We start from the raw sequence: 14483 nt of genomic DNA on the forward strand, positions 1-14483 counted from the left end.
GCTGCCACGCGCACAATTCTCGTTCTGAGTTGCCCAGGTGGCGGAATTGGTAGACGCACTAGTTTCAGGTACTAGCGGGTAAAACCGTGGAGGTTCGAGTCCTCTCCTGGGCACCACGACCGACAGGTCGAGCAAGATCTCAAAACCCGCTTCGGCGGGTTTTTTGTTGGCTGCGCGCAGGCCGCGGCGCTCAGCGCTGCGGCGGACGCAACGGACCGATGTCCACGCGCACGCCCTTCACCCACACCGCCACCTTGTAGGCACGGTAGCCCGGGTTGTGGCGTTCGGCCGCACGCGCGGCCAGGTAGGCATTGGCGGCATGCACCAGCACCTGCAAGGACGGCTCCAGTTGCGCGACGCGCCGGAGTCTCACTTCGTAGGTGGCCATGCGCCCTCCCCCATGTACCGGCAGGCGCCGCGTCGTGCCGCGATCGGCCAATGCATGGCGGCGGCGCACCGCGGCGCCGACACCCTCGTGTCCACAACATCCATGTCCTGCATGCGCATCCTCGCGCGTCCGTGCATTCCGCACCGCACGAGTATTGAATCTCCGAACAATTGGAGTCAAGCGTGACTGTACGACAAGCCGGCGGATGCTCCATATCTTGGTAGGCCCGCCGTCCCCCAAGGCCCACCGCGATGAATAGCTTCGGCGAGCGTTTGCGCGAAGCCAGAAAAGCCGCCGGGCTCACCCAGGAGCAGTTGGGCTTCGCGCTGGACGTCACCAAGTCCTCGGTGTCGGCCTGGGAGAACGACCGCGAAACGCCGAGCTTCCGCCTGCTGCCGACGCTGCGCAGCGTGCTGAACCGCTCGCTCGACGAACTGGTGTGCGGAGTCGGTCCCGGCAAGCGTGTGCAGGACCTGCCCGCCGACTATCCGTTGCTGGCACAGGACGCACAGGAGCGCGCCCTGCTCGCGCGCTATCGCAACGCCTCGGTGCGGCGCCGCGAAGCCGTGCTGGAATTGCTCAAGCCGGACAACGGCTGAGTCACACTGGCGGCGCGTGTGGCGTTCGGGCATCGCCAGTAGCGACGGAATGCCATTCGCAGGAGCGGCTTCAGCCGCGACCAAACCCTACCGGTATGCCCGTCGCGGCTGAAGCCGCTCTTACGAGGACGACCACGCTTCCCGCTGAGTCGCGGCACGCGTGATGTTCGAGACGCTCTTCAGCCGCCGACGCCGAGCGTGCGCAGCGCCTCGCCCCAGATCGCGTAGCCCGCTTCGCTGGGATGGGTGCCATCGGGCATCAGCGCCGCCGGCAGCGTGCCGTCCGGCTGCAGGAAGCGCGCGCCGATGTCGAGCCAGCGCACCTGCGGGTCGTGGGCGAAGCGCGCGGCCAGCAGGCGGTTGGTCTCCAGGATCGGCGCACGCTGCGGCGCATCGGCGGCGAAGCCGCGCGGGAAGATGCCCATCAGCACGATCCGGCTGCGCGGCAGGCGCCGCTGGATCTCGGCGACCACCGCCGCCACGCCGTCGGCGGTCTCCTGCGGCGTGTTGGTGCGCGCATGCTCGGTGCCGGCGAGGTTGTTGGTGCCGAGGTTGATCACCACCCAGCGCGGCGCCAGACCGTCGACCTCGCCCTGGCGCAGCCGCCACAGCACGTTCTGGGTGCGGTCCCAGCCGAAGCCCAGGTTCAGCACCCGCGCGTCGCCGAAGGTGCGTTGCCAGGCCTGCGCGCCATTCACCCGGATCGCCTGCGGCGCGCCCGCCCAGAAATGGGTGATCGAGTCGCCGAGCATCACCACCTGCGGCTGCAACTGCCGCGCGGCGTCCAGCGCGGCATGGTGGCGGCCGTACCAGTCGTAGGAATCCTGCTCCAGCCAGGGCACCGCGATGCGCGCGGTGTCGACGTCGGTCATCGCGTCCAGCGGCACCCGCGGCGCCTCGTCGAGCAGGCGCGCCAGGGTCGGCTCGATGGCCTCGGCCATGCGCCGCTGCCCACGCGTGTCCGGATGCAGCGCGCCACTGCCGGGACGCTGCCGCGGATCGTAGAACAGGCTCGGGTCCAGCGTGCCGTCGACGCGCTGGAACACGGTGCCGATGTCCAGGTAGGCCACACGCGGATTGTCGCCGTAGCGCACCGCCAGTGCGCGATTGACCTCGGCATCGCGTGCGCTCTTCTGCGCCGAAAGCGCACTGGGCAGCAGGCCCAGCAACAGGATGCGGGTGCGCGGCAGGCGCTGCTCCAGCGTGGCGACCACCGCATCGATCCCGCGCACCGTGTCCGCCGCGCTCTGCCCTTGGTGGCCGGTGTTGTTGGTGCCGATCAGCAGCAGCGCGACCTTGGGCCGCAGGCCGTCGACCTCGCCGTGCTGCAGGCGCCACAGCACGTGTTCGGTGGCGTCGCCGCTGAAGCCGAGGTTGAGCGCGCCGCGGCTGCCGTAGAAGGTCTGCCAGGTCGACTGGAAGTCTTCGTCCGGTGCCTGCGCCTTCTCGTAGTTCTGGGTGATCGAATCGCCGATCAGCAGCAGCGGCGCATCCGGGTGCGCACGCACCTGCGCCAGCACCTGCTGGTGGCGCTCGGCCCACCAGGCCTCATGCAGGCGGTCGGCCGGGGTCACCGGCACCGGCGAAGCCGCCGGCGGCGGCGCGGCCTGCGCATGGTCCGGGTGCGCACCAAGACATAGCAGTACGAGGACAGCCGCGCGCGGAAGCGATGCGGCGAAGCGGGCGCCGAAGGCGCGAAGAAAGCGCTGCATGTGCGGGGCTGCCGAAGCCTGCGAAGAGCCGCATTCTGGTGCGCAGGCCGCGGCAGCGGCAAGTGTCCCCGCGCCGGAGCGCGACGCCGGGCATGCATGTCACTTGGCATGCCCGGGTGCGGCGCGCCGGACGGCACGCCATCAGGCAATGGCGTGCAAGCGCCGCTTGCGCACCACCATTGCAGCGGCACGGAACGGCACGGGTCGTGGTGCCGCCCGTGCCAACATGCCGCCGTCGAGGCTCAGTGGCCGCCAGCCGCCGCCGCGCCACCACCACCGCCGAACGGCGGCTTGGCCAGCCACAGGAAGAAGATGATCCCGAGGAAGGTCCAGCCCAGCAGGTAGAAGATGTCGTTGAAGCCCATCTGCGAGGCCTGGTGGTTGATGGTGTTGTTGAGCAGCGCCGCGCCGTTCTGCAGGCTGCCGTTGCCCATCATCTGCACCTGTTCCTGCATGCCCGGCGTGTAGGTGGAGATGTGCTCGGTCAGGTGCGCATGGTGCAGCTGCGTGCGCTTGGCCCACAGGTAGGTGGTCAGCGAGGCGGCGAAGCTGCCGCCCAGCGTGCGCAGGAACGTGGCCAGGCCGGAACCGGCCGCGATCTCGCGCCCGTCCAGGTCCGACAGCAGGATCTGCAGCACCGGCATGAAGAACAGCGCCACGCCCACGCCCATCAGCAACTGCACCCCGGCCACGTGCGGGAAATCCACCTGCAGGTTGAAGTCCGAGCGCATGAAGCTGGTGATGGCCAAGAAGATGAAGGCGATGCTGGCCAGCAGCCGAAGGTCGAAGCGCGAGGCGTACTTGCCGACGAACGGGGTCATGATCACCGGCAGGATACCGATCGGCGCGGTGGCCAGGCCGGCCCAGATCGCGGTGTAGCCCATGTCGCGCTGCAGCCACTGCGGAATCAGCAGCGACACGCTGAAGAACGCCGCATAGGCGACGATCAGCGCCATGGTGCCGGCGCGGAAGTTGCGGTGGCGGAACAGCCGCAGGTCGACGATCGGATCCTTGTCGGTCAGCTCCCAGATCAGGAACACCGCCAGCGCCACCGCCGAGATCGCGGCCAGCACGACGATCTTGGTCGAACTGAACCAGTCCTCGTCGTTGCCCAGATCCAGCACCACCTGCAGGCAGCCGACGCCGATGATCAGGGTGATCAGGCCGACGTAATCCATGCGCGGGCGCTCGATCGGCTCGGGACGGTCGCGCAGCTGTGAGCCGACCACGGTCGCGGCGATGATGCCCAGCGGCACGTTGATCAGGAAGATCCATTCCCAGCTGTAGTTGTCGGTGATCCAGCCGCCGAGGATCGGCCCGGCGATGGGCGCGACCACGGTGATCATCGCCAGCAAGGCCAGCGCCTGGCCGCGTTTCTCGCGCGGGTAGATGGACACCAGCAGGCTCTGGGTGATCGGGTACATCGGGCCGCAGACGAAGCCCTGCAGCGCGCGCGACACCACCAGCATGCCCATGCTCTGGGCCAGGCCGCACAGCAGCGAGGCGGCGGTGAAGGCCAGCGTGGCCCACACGAACAGCTTGGTCTCGCCGAAACGGCGGCTGAGGAAGCCGGTCAGCGGCAGCGCGATGGCGTTGCTGACCGCGAACGAGGTGATGACCCAGGTCGCCTGCTGCGAACTGGCGCCGAGGTTGCCGGCGATAGTGGGCAGCGAGACGTTGGCAATGGTGGTGTCGAGCACCTGCATGAACGAGGCCATCGCCAGGCCCACCGTGCACAACGCCACACTGGCCGGGCGGAACCCGGCGGCCGGTGCGCCCGGAACCCCGGGCGCGGCGGGAGCGGCAGCTTGGTTGGACATGACCGGGCTCAGTTCGCCTTGGCGGCGTCGGGCAGGTTGGCGTGGATGATCTGCTTCACGGCCGCATCGGCCTGCTGCAGCTGCTGCGCATACACATCGGTATCCAGCAGCGTGCCGCTGGCCGGCTTGGTCGGCAGCACCGCGCCGTTCTGGTCATGCAGGTTGACGTCGGCCTTCATCGACAGGCCGATGCGCAGCGGATGCTGCTCCAGCTGCTTGGCGTCGATGGCGATGCGCACCGGCACGCGCTGCACGATCTTGATCCAGTTGCCGCTGGCGTTCTGCGCCGGCAGCAGCGAGAACGCACTGCCGGTGCCGATGCCCAGGCTCTGCACGGTGCCGTGGTAGGTCACCGCGCTGCCGTACACGTCCGACTCCAGTTCCACCGGCTGGCCCAGGCGCATGTGCTTGAGCTGGGTTTCCTTGAAGTTGGCGTCCACCCACACCTGGTTCAGCGGCACCACCGCCATCAACGCGGTGCCGGGCTGCACGCGCTGACCGACCTGCACCGAGCGCCGTGCCACGTAGCCGGACACCGGCGCGACGATGGCGCTGCGGGCGTTGTTGAGGAAGGCCTGGCGCACCTGCGCGGCGGCGCCCTGCACGTCGGGCTGGTCGGCCACGCCGTTCTCGTCGATCAACGCGCGGTTGCGCGCCAGGGTCTCGCGCGAGCCGCTGACCGCGGCCTCGGCGGCGGCCAGCTGATCGCGGGCATGCGCCAGCTCTTCGGCGGAGATCGCACCGGTGGCGACCAGGCTGGCGCGGCGGGCGACGTCGGCGCGGGCGCGCTGCAGGGTCACCTGCTGCGCGGACAGCTCGGCCTGGGCGCCCTCGACCGAGCGGTACAGACCGCGCACCTGGCGCACGGTCCGCGCCAGATTGGCCTCGGCCTGCTGCAGGGCGACCTCGGTGTCGGCCGGGTCGAGCTTGACCAGCGGCTGGCCGCGCTCCACGCGCATGCCGTCGTCGGCGTCGATGCGCACCACGGTGCCGGCCACCATCGGGGTGATCTGCACCAGGTTGCCCTGCACATAGGCGTCGTCGGTGTCCTCGTGCCAGCGGCCGACCAGGAAATACCAGATCGCCAGCGCGATCAGCACCAGCACCACTACCACGGCCAGGCCGCGCAGCAGCTTGCCGCGCCGGCTGGGGGCGGGAGCGGAGGAAGCGGGGGTCGTTGTCTGATTCATTGCAGCGATCTCAGGAATGCGAAGGTGCGGAAGAAGAAGAGCTCGGCGCATCGGCGGCGGAGGTGGCGTCGTAGCCGCCGCCCAGCGCCTGATTCAGGCGCACCGAGACCAGGATCTGATTGGATTGCAGCGACGCCAGGCGCTGCTGCGCGTCCAGCAACTGCTGTTGCGCGCTGAGCACGTCCAGGTAGTTGCCGATGCCGGCGCGGTAGCGCTGCTGCGACAGGTCGAAGGCGGCTTGTGCCGTCTCCAGCGCCTGCGCCTGCTGCTGCGCCTGCTCGGCCAGCGAACGCGCGGCGTTGACCTGATCGGCCACCTCGCGCAACGCCGCCACCAGGGTCTGGTTGTAGTTGGCCACCGCCAGGTCGTACTGCGCATCGCGCTCGGCCAGCTGACTGCGCAGCCGCCCGCTGTCGAACAGCGGCAGGCTCACGCCCGGGCTGAGCAGACCCAGCACCGACGAACTCTTGAACAGGTCGCCCGGATTGGTGGCGGCGACGCCGCCCAGCAGGGTCAGATTGATGCTGGGATAGAACTGCGCCTTGGCCGCATGGATGCCCTGCGAGGCGGCTTCCACGCGCCAGCGCGCGGCGACCACGTCGGGCCGGCGGCCGAGCAGGTCGCTGGGCAGCACCGACGGCACCCGCGCGGCCTGCGGGTCGAGCAGGCGCGGGCGCTCGATCTGCAGCCCGCGATCCGGGCCGCGCCCGAGCAAGGCCGCCAGGGCGGTGCGCGCTTCGTCGATCTGCTGCTGCGCCGCCGCCTGCTGCTGGCGCGCCGCCGGCACCCGCGCCTCGGCCTGGCGCAGTTGCAGGTTGTTGTCGATGCCGGCATCGCGGCGCTGCCGCACCAGCTTCAGGCTGTTCTCCGAGCGCGCCAGTTCGGCGCCGGCCAGGTCGTACAGATGCCAGGCGTAACCCAGTTGCGCATAGGCCCGGGCGACGCCGGCCGACAGGTCCAGGCGCGCGGCCTGCGCGTCGACCTCGGCCGCATGCGCCTGGTCCACCGCCGCCTCCCACGAGGCGCGCTTGCCGCCCCACAGGTCGAAGCCGTAGCTGAAGTTCAGCAGCGCCTGCTCGTTGTGGATGTACTTGCCGCCGATCTCGTCGCCGGCCAGGCCCTTGGGCAGTTGCAGGCCGGTGTAGCCGGCCGACAGCGACAGCTTGGCGCCGCGGTCGGCATCGGCCGCGCCGGCCTGCGCCTGCGCCAGGCGCAGCCGCGCATCGGCGGCGTCCAGGCTGGGCGTGCCCTGCAGGGCCTCGGCGATCAGCGCGTCGAGCTGCGGATCGCCCAGCGCCTTCCACCAGTCCTGCTGCGGCCACGGCGCCGGCGCCAGCGCGTCGGCGGCCAGGGTCTTGCCGATGTGCAGCTGGCGGTCGGCATCGAGCCGGCGCCCCTGCGGTTCCAGGCCACGGCTGCTGGCGCAGGCCGCCAGTGCCAGGGTGAGGGCCGCGACCGCGAACGGGCGCAGGCGGGAGGGAGAAGAAGACAGAGTCATGTGGGCGGGTTCAGGGCGAATTGAGGGAATCGCGGACGCGGACCAACAGCGAAAACAAGTGCTCGCGCTCGTCGGCGGACAAATCGCGCAAGGCATCGGCGATGACGTCGTCGCCGCGCTGCTTGAGCTGCTGCCACAGCGCCTGGCCTTCGTCGGTCAGCACCAGGCGCAACGCGCGGCGGTCCTGCGCGTGCGCCTCGCGGCGCACCCAGCCCAGGTCTTCCAGCTTGTCCAGCAGGCGCGTCACCGCGCTGGGGTTCTGGTCGATGGCCTGGGCCAGTTCGTTGGCGGTGCACGGCGCCATGTGGGCCAGGGCCTTCATGCCGATGTAGTGGCTGAAGCCCAGGTCCGGCTCCAGCCCGGCCATGGCGCGGTCGAGGCGGCGCATCAGGCCGTCACGCACCTGGCGCAGCAACAGGCCGAACGAGGGCTGGCCAGGAAAGGAGGGAGCGCAGTTCATGGGCGCCTATTATTTTCATTTAGAAATATATGTCAAGAAAATATCCCCAAGGAAACTAGATGCTGCGTTGCAGCGAAGGAACGCTGACGGCGAGCGCACTGTAGCGGCGCGCGGCCATGGCTCGGTATTACAATCCGGACAATGGATATCGAAATCGCGCCAACCCAGCCGGTCGACGTTCCGGCCACCGTCGGCTCCGACAGCGCGCTGGACCCGCGCGCCATGGAGTGGTTCGAGCGCGCCGATGGCCCGCCCGCGCTGGCCTTCATCGCGCATTCGCCGGTGTCGCTGCGGCGCGAGGTGGACTGGCACCGCCACGTGCGCGGGCAATTGATCTATGTGGAGGACGGCGTGCTGAGCACCCGCACCGCGCACGGCCAGTGGTCGCTGCCGCCGGGCTGTGCCGGCTGGATGCCGCCGCAGGAACTGCACACGGTGCAGGTGTCCGGGCGGGTGCGCAGCTACCTGGTGCTGATCCGCCCCGACGTCTGCGCCGACCTGCCGCCGCGGACCTGCGTGATCGGCATGAACGGCCTGTTCCGGGAGGTGCTGCGGCGGATGAGCCAGTGGGGGGTGCCGCCGGTGCTGGCGGCCGAGCAGCAGCGCCTGTGCGCGGTGCTGCTGGACGAGGTGCGCAACGCCCCGGTCGAGCATCTGCACCTGCCGATGCCGCGCGACCGCCGGCTGCTGCGTATCGCCACCCAGTTGCTGGAAACTCCCGCCGACGACCGCTCGCTGGCGCAGTGGGCGCACTGGGCCGGGCTGTCGGCGCGCAGCCTGAGCCGCCACTTCCGCGACGAGACCGGCTTCGGCTTCGCCGGCTGGCGCCAGCAGGCGCGGCTGGCCGAGGCGCTGCGCCGGCTCAGCGACGGCGCCAGCGTCGCCGACACCGCCTTCCGGCTCGGCTACAGCAGCCCCAGCGCCTTCGTCACCGCCTTTCGCGGCCGCTTCGGCCATCCTCCGGCCCGTTACCTGGCCAGCGCCGGCGGCACGCGCGGCTTGGCATCGCCGGCCGCATCCGGATAATCGACCGGCTGACCTGCGGCGCCTGGCGCCGCGTTCCCCTATAGGTATTTCCTGCGCATGACCGATCTCGCCCGCCCCGCCTTCCATGGCTTCGAACAGCTGCCGCTGCGCGAATACGCCGAACGCGCCTACCTCGACTACTCCATGTACGTGGTGCTGGACCGCGCCCTGCCCTTCCTCGGCGACGGGCTCAAGCCGGTGCAGCGGCGCATCATCTATGCGATGAGCGAGCTGGGCCTGAACGCGACGGCCAAGCCGAAGAAGTCCGCGCGCACCGTCGGCGACGTGATCGGCAAATACCACCCGCACGGCGACAGCGCCTGCTACGAAGCGCTGGTGCTGATGGCGCAGCCGTTCTCCTACCGCTACCCGCTGATCGAAGGCCAGGGCAACTTCGGCTCCACCGACGACCCGAAGTCGTTCGCGGCGATGCGCTACACCGAGTCCAAGCTGACCCCGATCGCCGAAGTGCTGCTGGGCGAACTGGGCCAGGGCACGGTGGACTGGTCGCCGAACTTCGACGGCACCCTGGACGAGCCGACCTGGATGCCGGCGCGGCTGCCGCACCTGCTGCTCAACGGCACCACCGGCATCGCCGTGGGCATGGCCACCGACGTGCCGCCGCACAACCTCAACGAGATCGTCAGCGCGCTGATCCGCCTGCTCGACGATCCCGATGCCAGCGTCGCCGACCTGTGCGAACACGTGCGCGGCCCGGACTACCCGACCACCGCCGAGATCATCACCCCGGCCGCCGACCTGCGCACCATCTACGAAACCGGTCATGGCAGCGTGCGCGCCCGCGCCACCTACCAGAAGGAAAACGCCAACATCGTGGTCACGGCGCTGCCCTACCAGGTGTCGCCGTCCAAGGTGATCGAGCAGATCGCGCAGCAGATGCGCGCCAAGAAGCTGCCCTGGCTGGAAGACATCCGCGACGAGTCCGACCACGCCAACCCGGTGCGGGTGGTGCTGGTGCCGCGTTCCAACCGGGTCGACGCCGAGCAGTTGATGGGCCACCTGTTCGCCACCACCGACCTGGAGCGCAGCTACCGGGTCAACCTCAACGTGATCGGCCTGGACGGCCGCCCGCAGGTCAAGAACCTCAAGACCCTGCTGGAGGAATGGCTGCGCTTCCGCAGCGACACCGTGGTGCGCCGCCTCAACCATCGGTTGGAGAAGGTCGAGCGCCGTCTGCACCTGTTGGAAGGCCTGCTGACCGCGTTCCTCAACCTGGATGAGGTGATCCGCATCATCCGCACCGAGGACGAGCCGAAGCCGGCGCTGATCGCGCGCTTCGCGCTCAGCGAGGAACAGGCCGACTACATCCTGGAAACGCGCCTGCGCCAGTTGGCGCGGCTGGAAGAGATGAAGATCCGCGGCGAGCAGGACGCGCTGGCCAAGGAACGCGAGCAGCTGCAGGCGCTGCTGGCCAGCAAGACCAAGCTGAAGAAGCTGATCAAGGACGAACTGACGGCCGACGCCAAGAAGTTCGGCGATGCGCGGCGTTCGCCGCTGGTGCAGCGCGGCGCGGCCCAGGCCATCGACGAGACCGAGCTGGTGCCGAGCGAGCCGATGACCGTGGTGATGTCGGAGAAGGGCTGGATCCGTGCGGCTAAGGGCCACGACGTGGACCCGGCGGCGCTGTCCTACCGCGACGGCGACGGCCTGCTGGCGGCGGTGCGCGGGCGCAGCACGCAGCAGGTGGCGTTCCTGGATTCGGAAGGCCGTGCCTATTCGACCCTGGTCCACACCCTGCCCTCGGCGCGCGGCAACGGCGAGCCGCTGACCGGACGCTTCTCGCCCGCGGCCGGTGCCTCGTTCCAGGCCATCGCCAGCGGCGAGAACGACAGCCGCCTGGTGCTGGCGTCCTCGCACGGCTACGGCTTCGTCACCCGCTTCGAGAACCTGACCAGCCGCAACAAGGCCGGCAAGGCCATGCTCAACCTGACCCCGAACGCCAAGGTGCTGCCGCCCGCGCCGGTGAGCGGCGCCGGCAGCGACCGCATCGTCGCGGTCACCAGCGCCGGCCACCTGCTGGCGTTCCCGGTCGCCGACCTGCCCGAGCTGGACAAGGGCAAGGGCAACAAGATCATCGACATCCCCAAGGCCAAGCTCAGCACCGAGCGGGTGGTGGCGATCGCCGCGGTGGCGCCGGGCAACACGCTGCTGGTGAAGAGCGGCCAGCGCACCATGTCGCTGTCGTTCAAGGACCTGGACGCCTACCTCGGCGCCCGCGCCAGCCGCGGCGGACTGCTGCCGCGCGGGTGGCAGAAGGTCGACGATCTGGCGGTGGAGTAAGCGCGCCTCGCTGGACATCCGTCCAGCCCCGGCTTGTCAGTCATCTCAACGAAGGAACGCAACGATGAACGAGAACGTGAGCAATGCCGGCAATGACGCTTCCTTGATTGCCAGGGTGGAGCGGCTGGAGCAACAACTCCAGGCCAAGGACCAACGCCTGCGCCGTGCCGTGACGGTCAACCGGGTGCTGCTGTTCGGCGTCGCCGCCCTGGTGATCGCCAGCGCCGGCGCCATCACCAGCGTCGGCGAACAACTGAGCCAGTTCATGGAGTTCTCCAGCACGCCGGTGTCCGCGCCGGCGCTGGACACCTCCGTGCGCTGGGGCCGGCGCGATGCGTCCAATGTTGGCCCCGGCTACACCAACGAGATCCTGTCGCTGATCTCCGAGTCCGACCAGCAGAACTCCTTCAGTTGGCCGCTGTACATCCAGCTCAATGCGACCAAACATCCCAACGCGACCCAGGACAGTTCGCAGAGCGTGGGCGCCACCGTCCGGGCGTTCCAGCGCAGCACCGGTTCGCCGTGGCTGGCGGGTTTCCACACCGAACTGTTCCACGGCTACGACGGTATCGCGGGGCAAAACGTCGCAACGCACGGCACCAGCATCCTGTTCAACGGCGAATTGACCTCCTACACCAACGGCGGGTCGACGATCGGCCTCAATCTGCTCAACACCCCGGGTTCCAGCACCGCCGGCACGCATGCCATCCAGATCCAGCCGGGCACGCGTGGCTGGCAGAACGGCATCCACTTCGACAGCGGCGCGCTCGGCAACATCGGCATCAACTTCGACCAGTCCAACTACAACATGGGCATCGACCTTGGTGACAACAGCCTGAGAATGAATGCCAATCAGCGCATCATCCTCGAGAAGTACGGCAGCGTGTATCTGCGCTACAACAGTACGAGCGACAAGGTGGAAGTGGTCAAGAAGGGCAGCGTCGTCGCTTCCTGGTGAGACATCCGCGGGATCGGAACTTACGGGGATACCGAAGTGGATCCACTCCTATCGTAGGAGCGCCTTCAGCCGCGACACCTCAGCGTGTCGCGGCTAGCGCCGGCCGCTCCGGCGATAAGAAGCACAATGGTCTGCGCGCCCGTTCTCGAGTGCGGGGATATTCTCGCTAGGCCGCATCGCGCAACTGCTCGATATGGCTGGCGATCATCGCCGCCACCGTATCGGCCACCGCGCGGGCGCTCAGGCGGGTGTCGAACAGCAACTCCACGGTCGCATAGATCAGGTCGACCACGATGCGGCTGACCAGGCGCAACTGGCGCGGGTCGGCGTCGGGGAAGGCCTCGCTGAGGAAGCGCACCTGGCCCTTGGTCACCTGCGCATGCGACTCCAGGCGCACCTGCTGCAGCGCCGGCACCGCGCGCAATGCGCGCAGCACCCAGACACCGCCCTCGGTCGCCTTGGTGACGCGGTAGGTATCCAGCACCAGTCCGGCCAGCGCACGCTGCAACTCCTCGCGCGTGCCGCTCATCGCCTGCAGGGTGATCCACTTGGGGATGAGCTGGTTCTGCCGCTCCATCAGCCGCCGGCCCAGTTCCGACAGCAGCGCGTACTTGTTGGGGAAATAGCGGTACAGCGCCGGCGGCGTCAGCCCGGCACGCGCGCACACCAGGTTGGTGGACAGCCGCTCCACGCCGACGTCGCCGAGCAGTTGCGCGGTGACCGAGAGGATCTGTTCGTAGGTCTCGGTGGCGCGATGCTGGGCCGGCACCTTGTTCCCGGTCAGGCGCGGGCGGTGCGGTGCGGAGGGACGCGGCGTGTCGGCGGGCATGGGATCTCGATGGTGGTAAAGCAGCAGGCGCCGCAGTGGCGGCACGTCGCCAGCCTGACGGCACGCATCGCCGCGGCAATGGGTGCGCGGGCTGCGCCGCGACGTCGCGGCACGCGCCGATATCGCATCTTACCGCGCCGGCCGCTGGCACACCGGCAGCGTCGCTCAACGCCGTGCCAGCCAACCGCTGAGGCCGGCCGCCAAGCGCCGCTGCAACGTGGTGTACGGAGGAAAGAACGCCTTGACGATCGGCTGGCGGCCGCCCCGCAGCAGCGCGCGTTCGTGCGAGAAGGTGCGGAAGCCGTGCACGCCGTGCGCGCTGCCGAATCCCGAGGCGCCCACCCCGCCGAACGGCAAACCGCTGTGCACGAACTGCTGCAGGCAGTGGTTGACCACCGCGCTGCCGGAACTGGTGCGCGCCAGCACCTGGGCGATGCCGGCACGGTCTTGGCTCCACAGGTACAGCGCCAGCGGCTTGGGCGCGACGTCGAGCCGATCGAGCACCTCGTCGAGGCGCGCGAACTCGACCACCGGCAGTACCGGACCGAAGATCTCTTCCTGCGCGATCCGCGCCTGCGCCGGCACCTGCGCCAGCAGCGTCGGCGCCACGTAGCAGCGCTCCGCGTCGTGCTCGCCACCGGCCAGCAACTGCGCGCCGCCGGCGCGCGCTTCGTCGATCAGCGCGGCCACCCGCGCGGCATGCGCCGGGTGGATCATGCGCGCCAGGTGCGGGCTGGAGGCGACCGCCTGCGCGTCGGCACCGTAGCGCTGCGCCAGCAGGGCGCGGCAGTGTGCGAGCAGGCGCGCGCTGACGTCGCGATGCACGAACAAGGTATCCGGCGCGATGCAGGTCTGTCCGGCATTGACCAGCTTGGCCCAGACGATCACCTCGGCGGCAAGACGCAGGTCGGCGCTGCGGTCGACGATCACCGGCGACTTGCCCCCCAGTTCCAGGGTCACCGGCGTCAATTGCCGCGCCGCCGCGGCCATCACCTCCCGGCCGACCGACGCCGAACCGGTGAAGAACACATGGTCGAACGGACAGGCCAGCAAGGCCTGCGCAGTGGCCGCACCGCCCTGCACCAGGACCACCTCTTCCGGTGCGAATGCCTCGTCCAGCACCGCCTGCAGCACCGCGTTGACCTGCGGGGTGAATTCGGAGGGCTTGATCAGCGCCGTGTTGCCGGCGGCCAGTGCCGACACCAACGGCGCCAGCACGGTGGCCACCGGGTAGTTCCAGGGCCCGATGATCAGGCAGCGGCCCTTGGGCTGGAACGCGATGCGCGCGCGCGTACCCAGCGCAAGCAAGGTGGGCGAGACCTTGCGCGGACGCATCCAGCGCGGCAGCTGCGCGATGGCGGTGGCGATCTCGTCGACCACCGGCAGCAGCTCGGTCAATTCCACTTCCAGTGCGGGCTTGGCGAAATCGGCGGCGAAGGCGGCGATCAGCGCCTGCCGTCGCGCCAGCAGGGCATCGCGCAGCGCACGCAGATGCGCGCGCCGCGTGTTCGCCGAGGAGCCGCGCCAGGCCAGTGCGGTGGCCTGCTGCGCGGCGAACAGCGCCGCGACCGTCTCCGGTGGGGTGTCCAGCACGGGCTCAGGCGCCATCGCCGCGCTCCTGCTTGGCGGACATCGGCCATCGCCCGGTGCCTGGCAGTCTCCTGCCCTGTACCATGCGCGGCCGACGGAAGCGCGTCATCGC

The 14483-nt window shown here is 69.4% G+C and carries 12 protein-coding genes and 1 tRNA gene; 5 read left to right on the plus strand and 8 right to left on the minus strand.

Features of this window, described 5'->3' with window-relative positions:
- Positions 1–31 precede the first annotated feature (31 nt).
- Positions 32–116, plus strand: a tRNA-Leu gene (locus SLW56_RS05825).
- 74 nt (positions 117–190) lie between these two features.
- Here the strand turns inward: SLW56_RS05825 and SLW56_RS05830 are convergent.
- On the minus strand, positions 191–388 hold the full coding sequence (locus SLW56_RS05830; RefSeq protein ID WP_010343993.1) for a hypothetical protein: 198 nt from the start codon (positions 386–388) through the stop codon (positions 191–193).
- A gap of 251 nt (positions 389–639) precedes the next feature.
- On the opposite strand from SLW56_RS05830, the gene SLW56_RS05835 reads away from it, so the two are divergent.
- Positions 640–987 carry a helix-turn-helix transcriptional regulator gene (locus SLW56_RS05835; protein ID WP_017910998.1) on the plus strand — a complete coding sequence of 116 codons (348 nt, stop codon included), beginning with the start codon at positions 640–642 and terminating at the stop codon, positions 985–987.
- Between the two features lie 179 nt (positions 988–1166).
- Here the strand turns inward: SLW56_RS05835 and SLW56_RS05840 are convergent, their stop codons facing one another.
- From SLW56_RS05840 to SLW56_RS05860, 5 genes are all read right to left on the minus strand, one after another.
- Complete coding sequence (locus SLW56_RS05840; RefSeq protein WP_320694481.1) at positions 1167–2699, minus strand: GDSL-type esterase/lipase family protein; 1533 nt, start codon at positions 2697–2699, stop codon at positions 1167–1169.
- A gap of 242 nt (positions 2700–2941) precedes the next feature.
- A complete protein-coding gene (locus SLW56_RS05845) occupies positions 2942–4519 on the minus strand; it encodes a DHA2 family efflux MFS transporter permease subunit (RefSeq protein WP_320694482.1) in 1578 nt (525 codons plus the stop codon).
- A gap of 8 nt (positions 4520–4527) precedes the next feature.
- Positions 4528–5709 (minus strand): efflux RND transporter periplasmic adaptor subunit, encoded by a 1182-nt coding sequence (locus SLW56_RS05850; protein WP_150410789.1) that lies wholly within the window; start codon positions 5707–5709, stop codon positions 4528–4530.
- Positions 5710–5719: 10 nt separating this feature from the next.
- On the minus strand, positions 5720–7207 hold the full coding sequence (locus SLW56_RS05855) for an efflux transporter outer membrane subunit (RefSeq protein WP_150410788.1): 1488 nt from the start codon (positions 7205–7207) through the stop codon (positions 5720–5722).
- A 10-nt stretch (positions 7208–7217) separates the two neighbouring features.
- Positions 7218–7667, minus strand: coding sequence for a MarR family transcriptional regulator (locus tag SLW56_RS05860; RefSeq protein ID WP_026144760.1), 450 nt, complete (start codon positions 7665–7667; stop codon positions 7218–7220).
- Positions 7668–7808: 141 nt separating this feature from the next.
- Between SLW56_RS05860 and SLW56_RS05865 the strand changes: the two genes are divergently transcribed.
- From SLW56_RS05865 to SLW56_RS05875, 3 genes are all read left to right on the plus strand, one after another.
- On the plus strand, positions 7809–8693 hold the full coding sequence (locus tag SLW56_RS05865) for a helix-turn-helix transcriptional regulator (RefSeq protein WP_295961686.1): 885 nt from the start codon (positions 7809–7811) through the stop codon (positions 8691–8693).
- A gap of 57 nt (positions 8694–8750) precedes the next feature.
- On the plus strand, positions 8751–10994 hold the full coding sequence (gene parC / locus SLW56_RS05870) for a DNA topoisomerase IV subunit A (protein ID WP_295860881.1): 2244 nt from the start codon (positions 8751–8753) through the stop codon (positions 10992–10994).
- Between the two features lie 64 nt (positions 10995–11058).
- Positions 11059–11952, plus strand: a complete 894-nt coding sequence (locus SLW56_RS05875; protein WP_320694483.1) for a hypothetical protein — start codon at positions 11059–11061, stop codon at positions 11950–11952.
- A 166-nt stretch (positions 11953–12118) separates the two neighbouring features.
- On the opposite strand, the gene SLW56_RS05880 is transcribed toward SLW56_RS05875, so the two are convergent.
- A complete protein-coding gene (locus SLW56_RS05880) occupies positions 12119–12781 on the minus strand; it encodes a TetR/AcrR family transcriptional regulator (protein WP_153752875.1) in 663 nt (220 codons plus the stop codon).
- A 165-nt stretch (positions 12782–12946) separates the two neighbouring features.
- Positions 12947–14389 (minus strand): aldehyde dehydrogenase family protein, encoded by a 1443-nt coding sequence (locus tag SLW56_RS05885; RefSeq protein ID WP_320694484.1) that lies wholly within the window; start codon positions 14387–14389, stop codon positions 12947–12949.
- Between the last annotated feature and the right edge of the window lie 94 nt (positions 14390–14483).

The sequence above is a fragment of the Xanthomonas sp. LF07-6 genome, assembly GCF_034105445.1.
GTDB lineage: Bacteria > Pseudomonadota > Gammaproteobacteria > Xanthomonadales > Xanthomonadaceae > Xanthomonas_A > Xanthomonas_A sontii.

What these genes read in the sequence shown, in the direction of transcription:
- SLW56_RS05835 (WP_017910998.1), top strand. Translation starts at nt 640, where the DNA reads ATGAATAGCTTCGGCGAGCGTTTGCGCGAAGCCAGAAAAGCCGCCGGG.
- SLW56_RS05830 (WP_010343993.1), bottom strand. Translation starts at nt 388, where the DNA reads ATGGCCACCTACGAAGTGAGACTCCGGCGCGTCGCGCAACTGGAGCCG.
- SLW56_RS05880 (WP_153752875.1), bottom strand. Translation starts at nt 12,781, where the DNA reads ATGCCCGCCGACACGCCGCGTCCCTCCGCACCGCACCGCCCGCGCCTG.
- parC (WP_295860881.1), top strand. Translation starts at nt 8,751, where the DNA reads ATGACCGATCTCGCCCGCCCCGCCTTCCATGGCTTCGAACAGCTGCCG.
- SLW56_RS05885 (WP_320694484.1), bottom strand. Translation starts at nt 14,389, where the DNA reads ATGGCGCCTGAGCCCGTGCTGGACACCCCACCGGAGACGGTCGCGGCG.
- SLW56_RS05865 (WP_295961686.1), top strand. Translation starts at nt 7,809, where the DNA reads ATGGATATCGAAATCGCGCCAACCCAGCCGGTCGACGTTCCGGCCACC.
- SLW56_RS05860 (WP_026144760.1), bottom strand. Translation starts at nt 7,667, where the DNA reads ATGAACTGCGCTCCCTCCTTTCCTGGCCAGCCCTCGTTCGGCCTGTTG.
- SLW56_RS05845 (WP_320694482.1), bottom strand. Translation starts at nt 4,519, where the DNA reads ATGTCCAACCAAGCTGCCGCTCCCGCCGCGCCCGGGGTTCCGGGCGCA.
- SLW56_RS05875 (WP_320694483.1), top strand. Translation starts at nt 11,059, where the DNA reads ATGAACGAGAACGTGAGCAATGCCGGCAATGACGCTTCCTTGATTGCC.
- SLW56_RS05855 (WP_150410788.1), bottom strand. Translation starts at nt 7,207, where the DNA reads ATGACTCTGTCTTCTTCTCCCTCCCGCCTGCGCCCGTTCGCGGTCGCG.
- SLW56_RS05840 (WP_320694481.1), bottom strand. Translation starts at nt 2,699, where the DNA reads ATGCAGCGCTTTCTTCGCGCCTTCGGCGCCCGCTTCGCCGCATCGCTT.
- SLW56_RS05850 (WP_150410789.1), bottom strand. Translation starts at nt 5,709, where the DNA reads ATGAATCAGACAACGACCCCCGCTTCCTCCGCTCCCGCCCCCAGCCGG.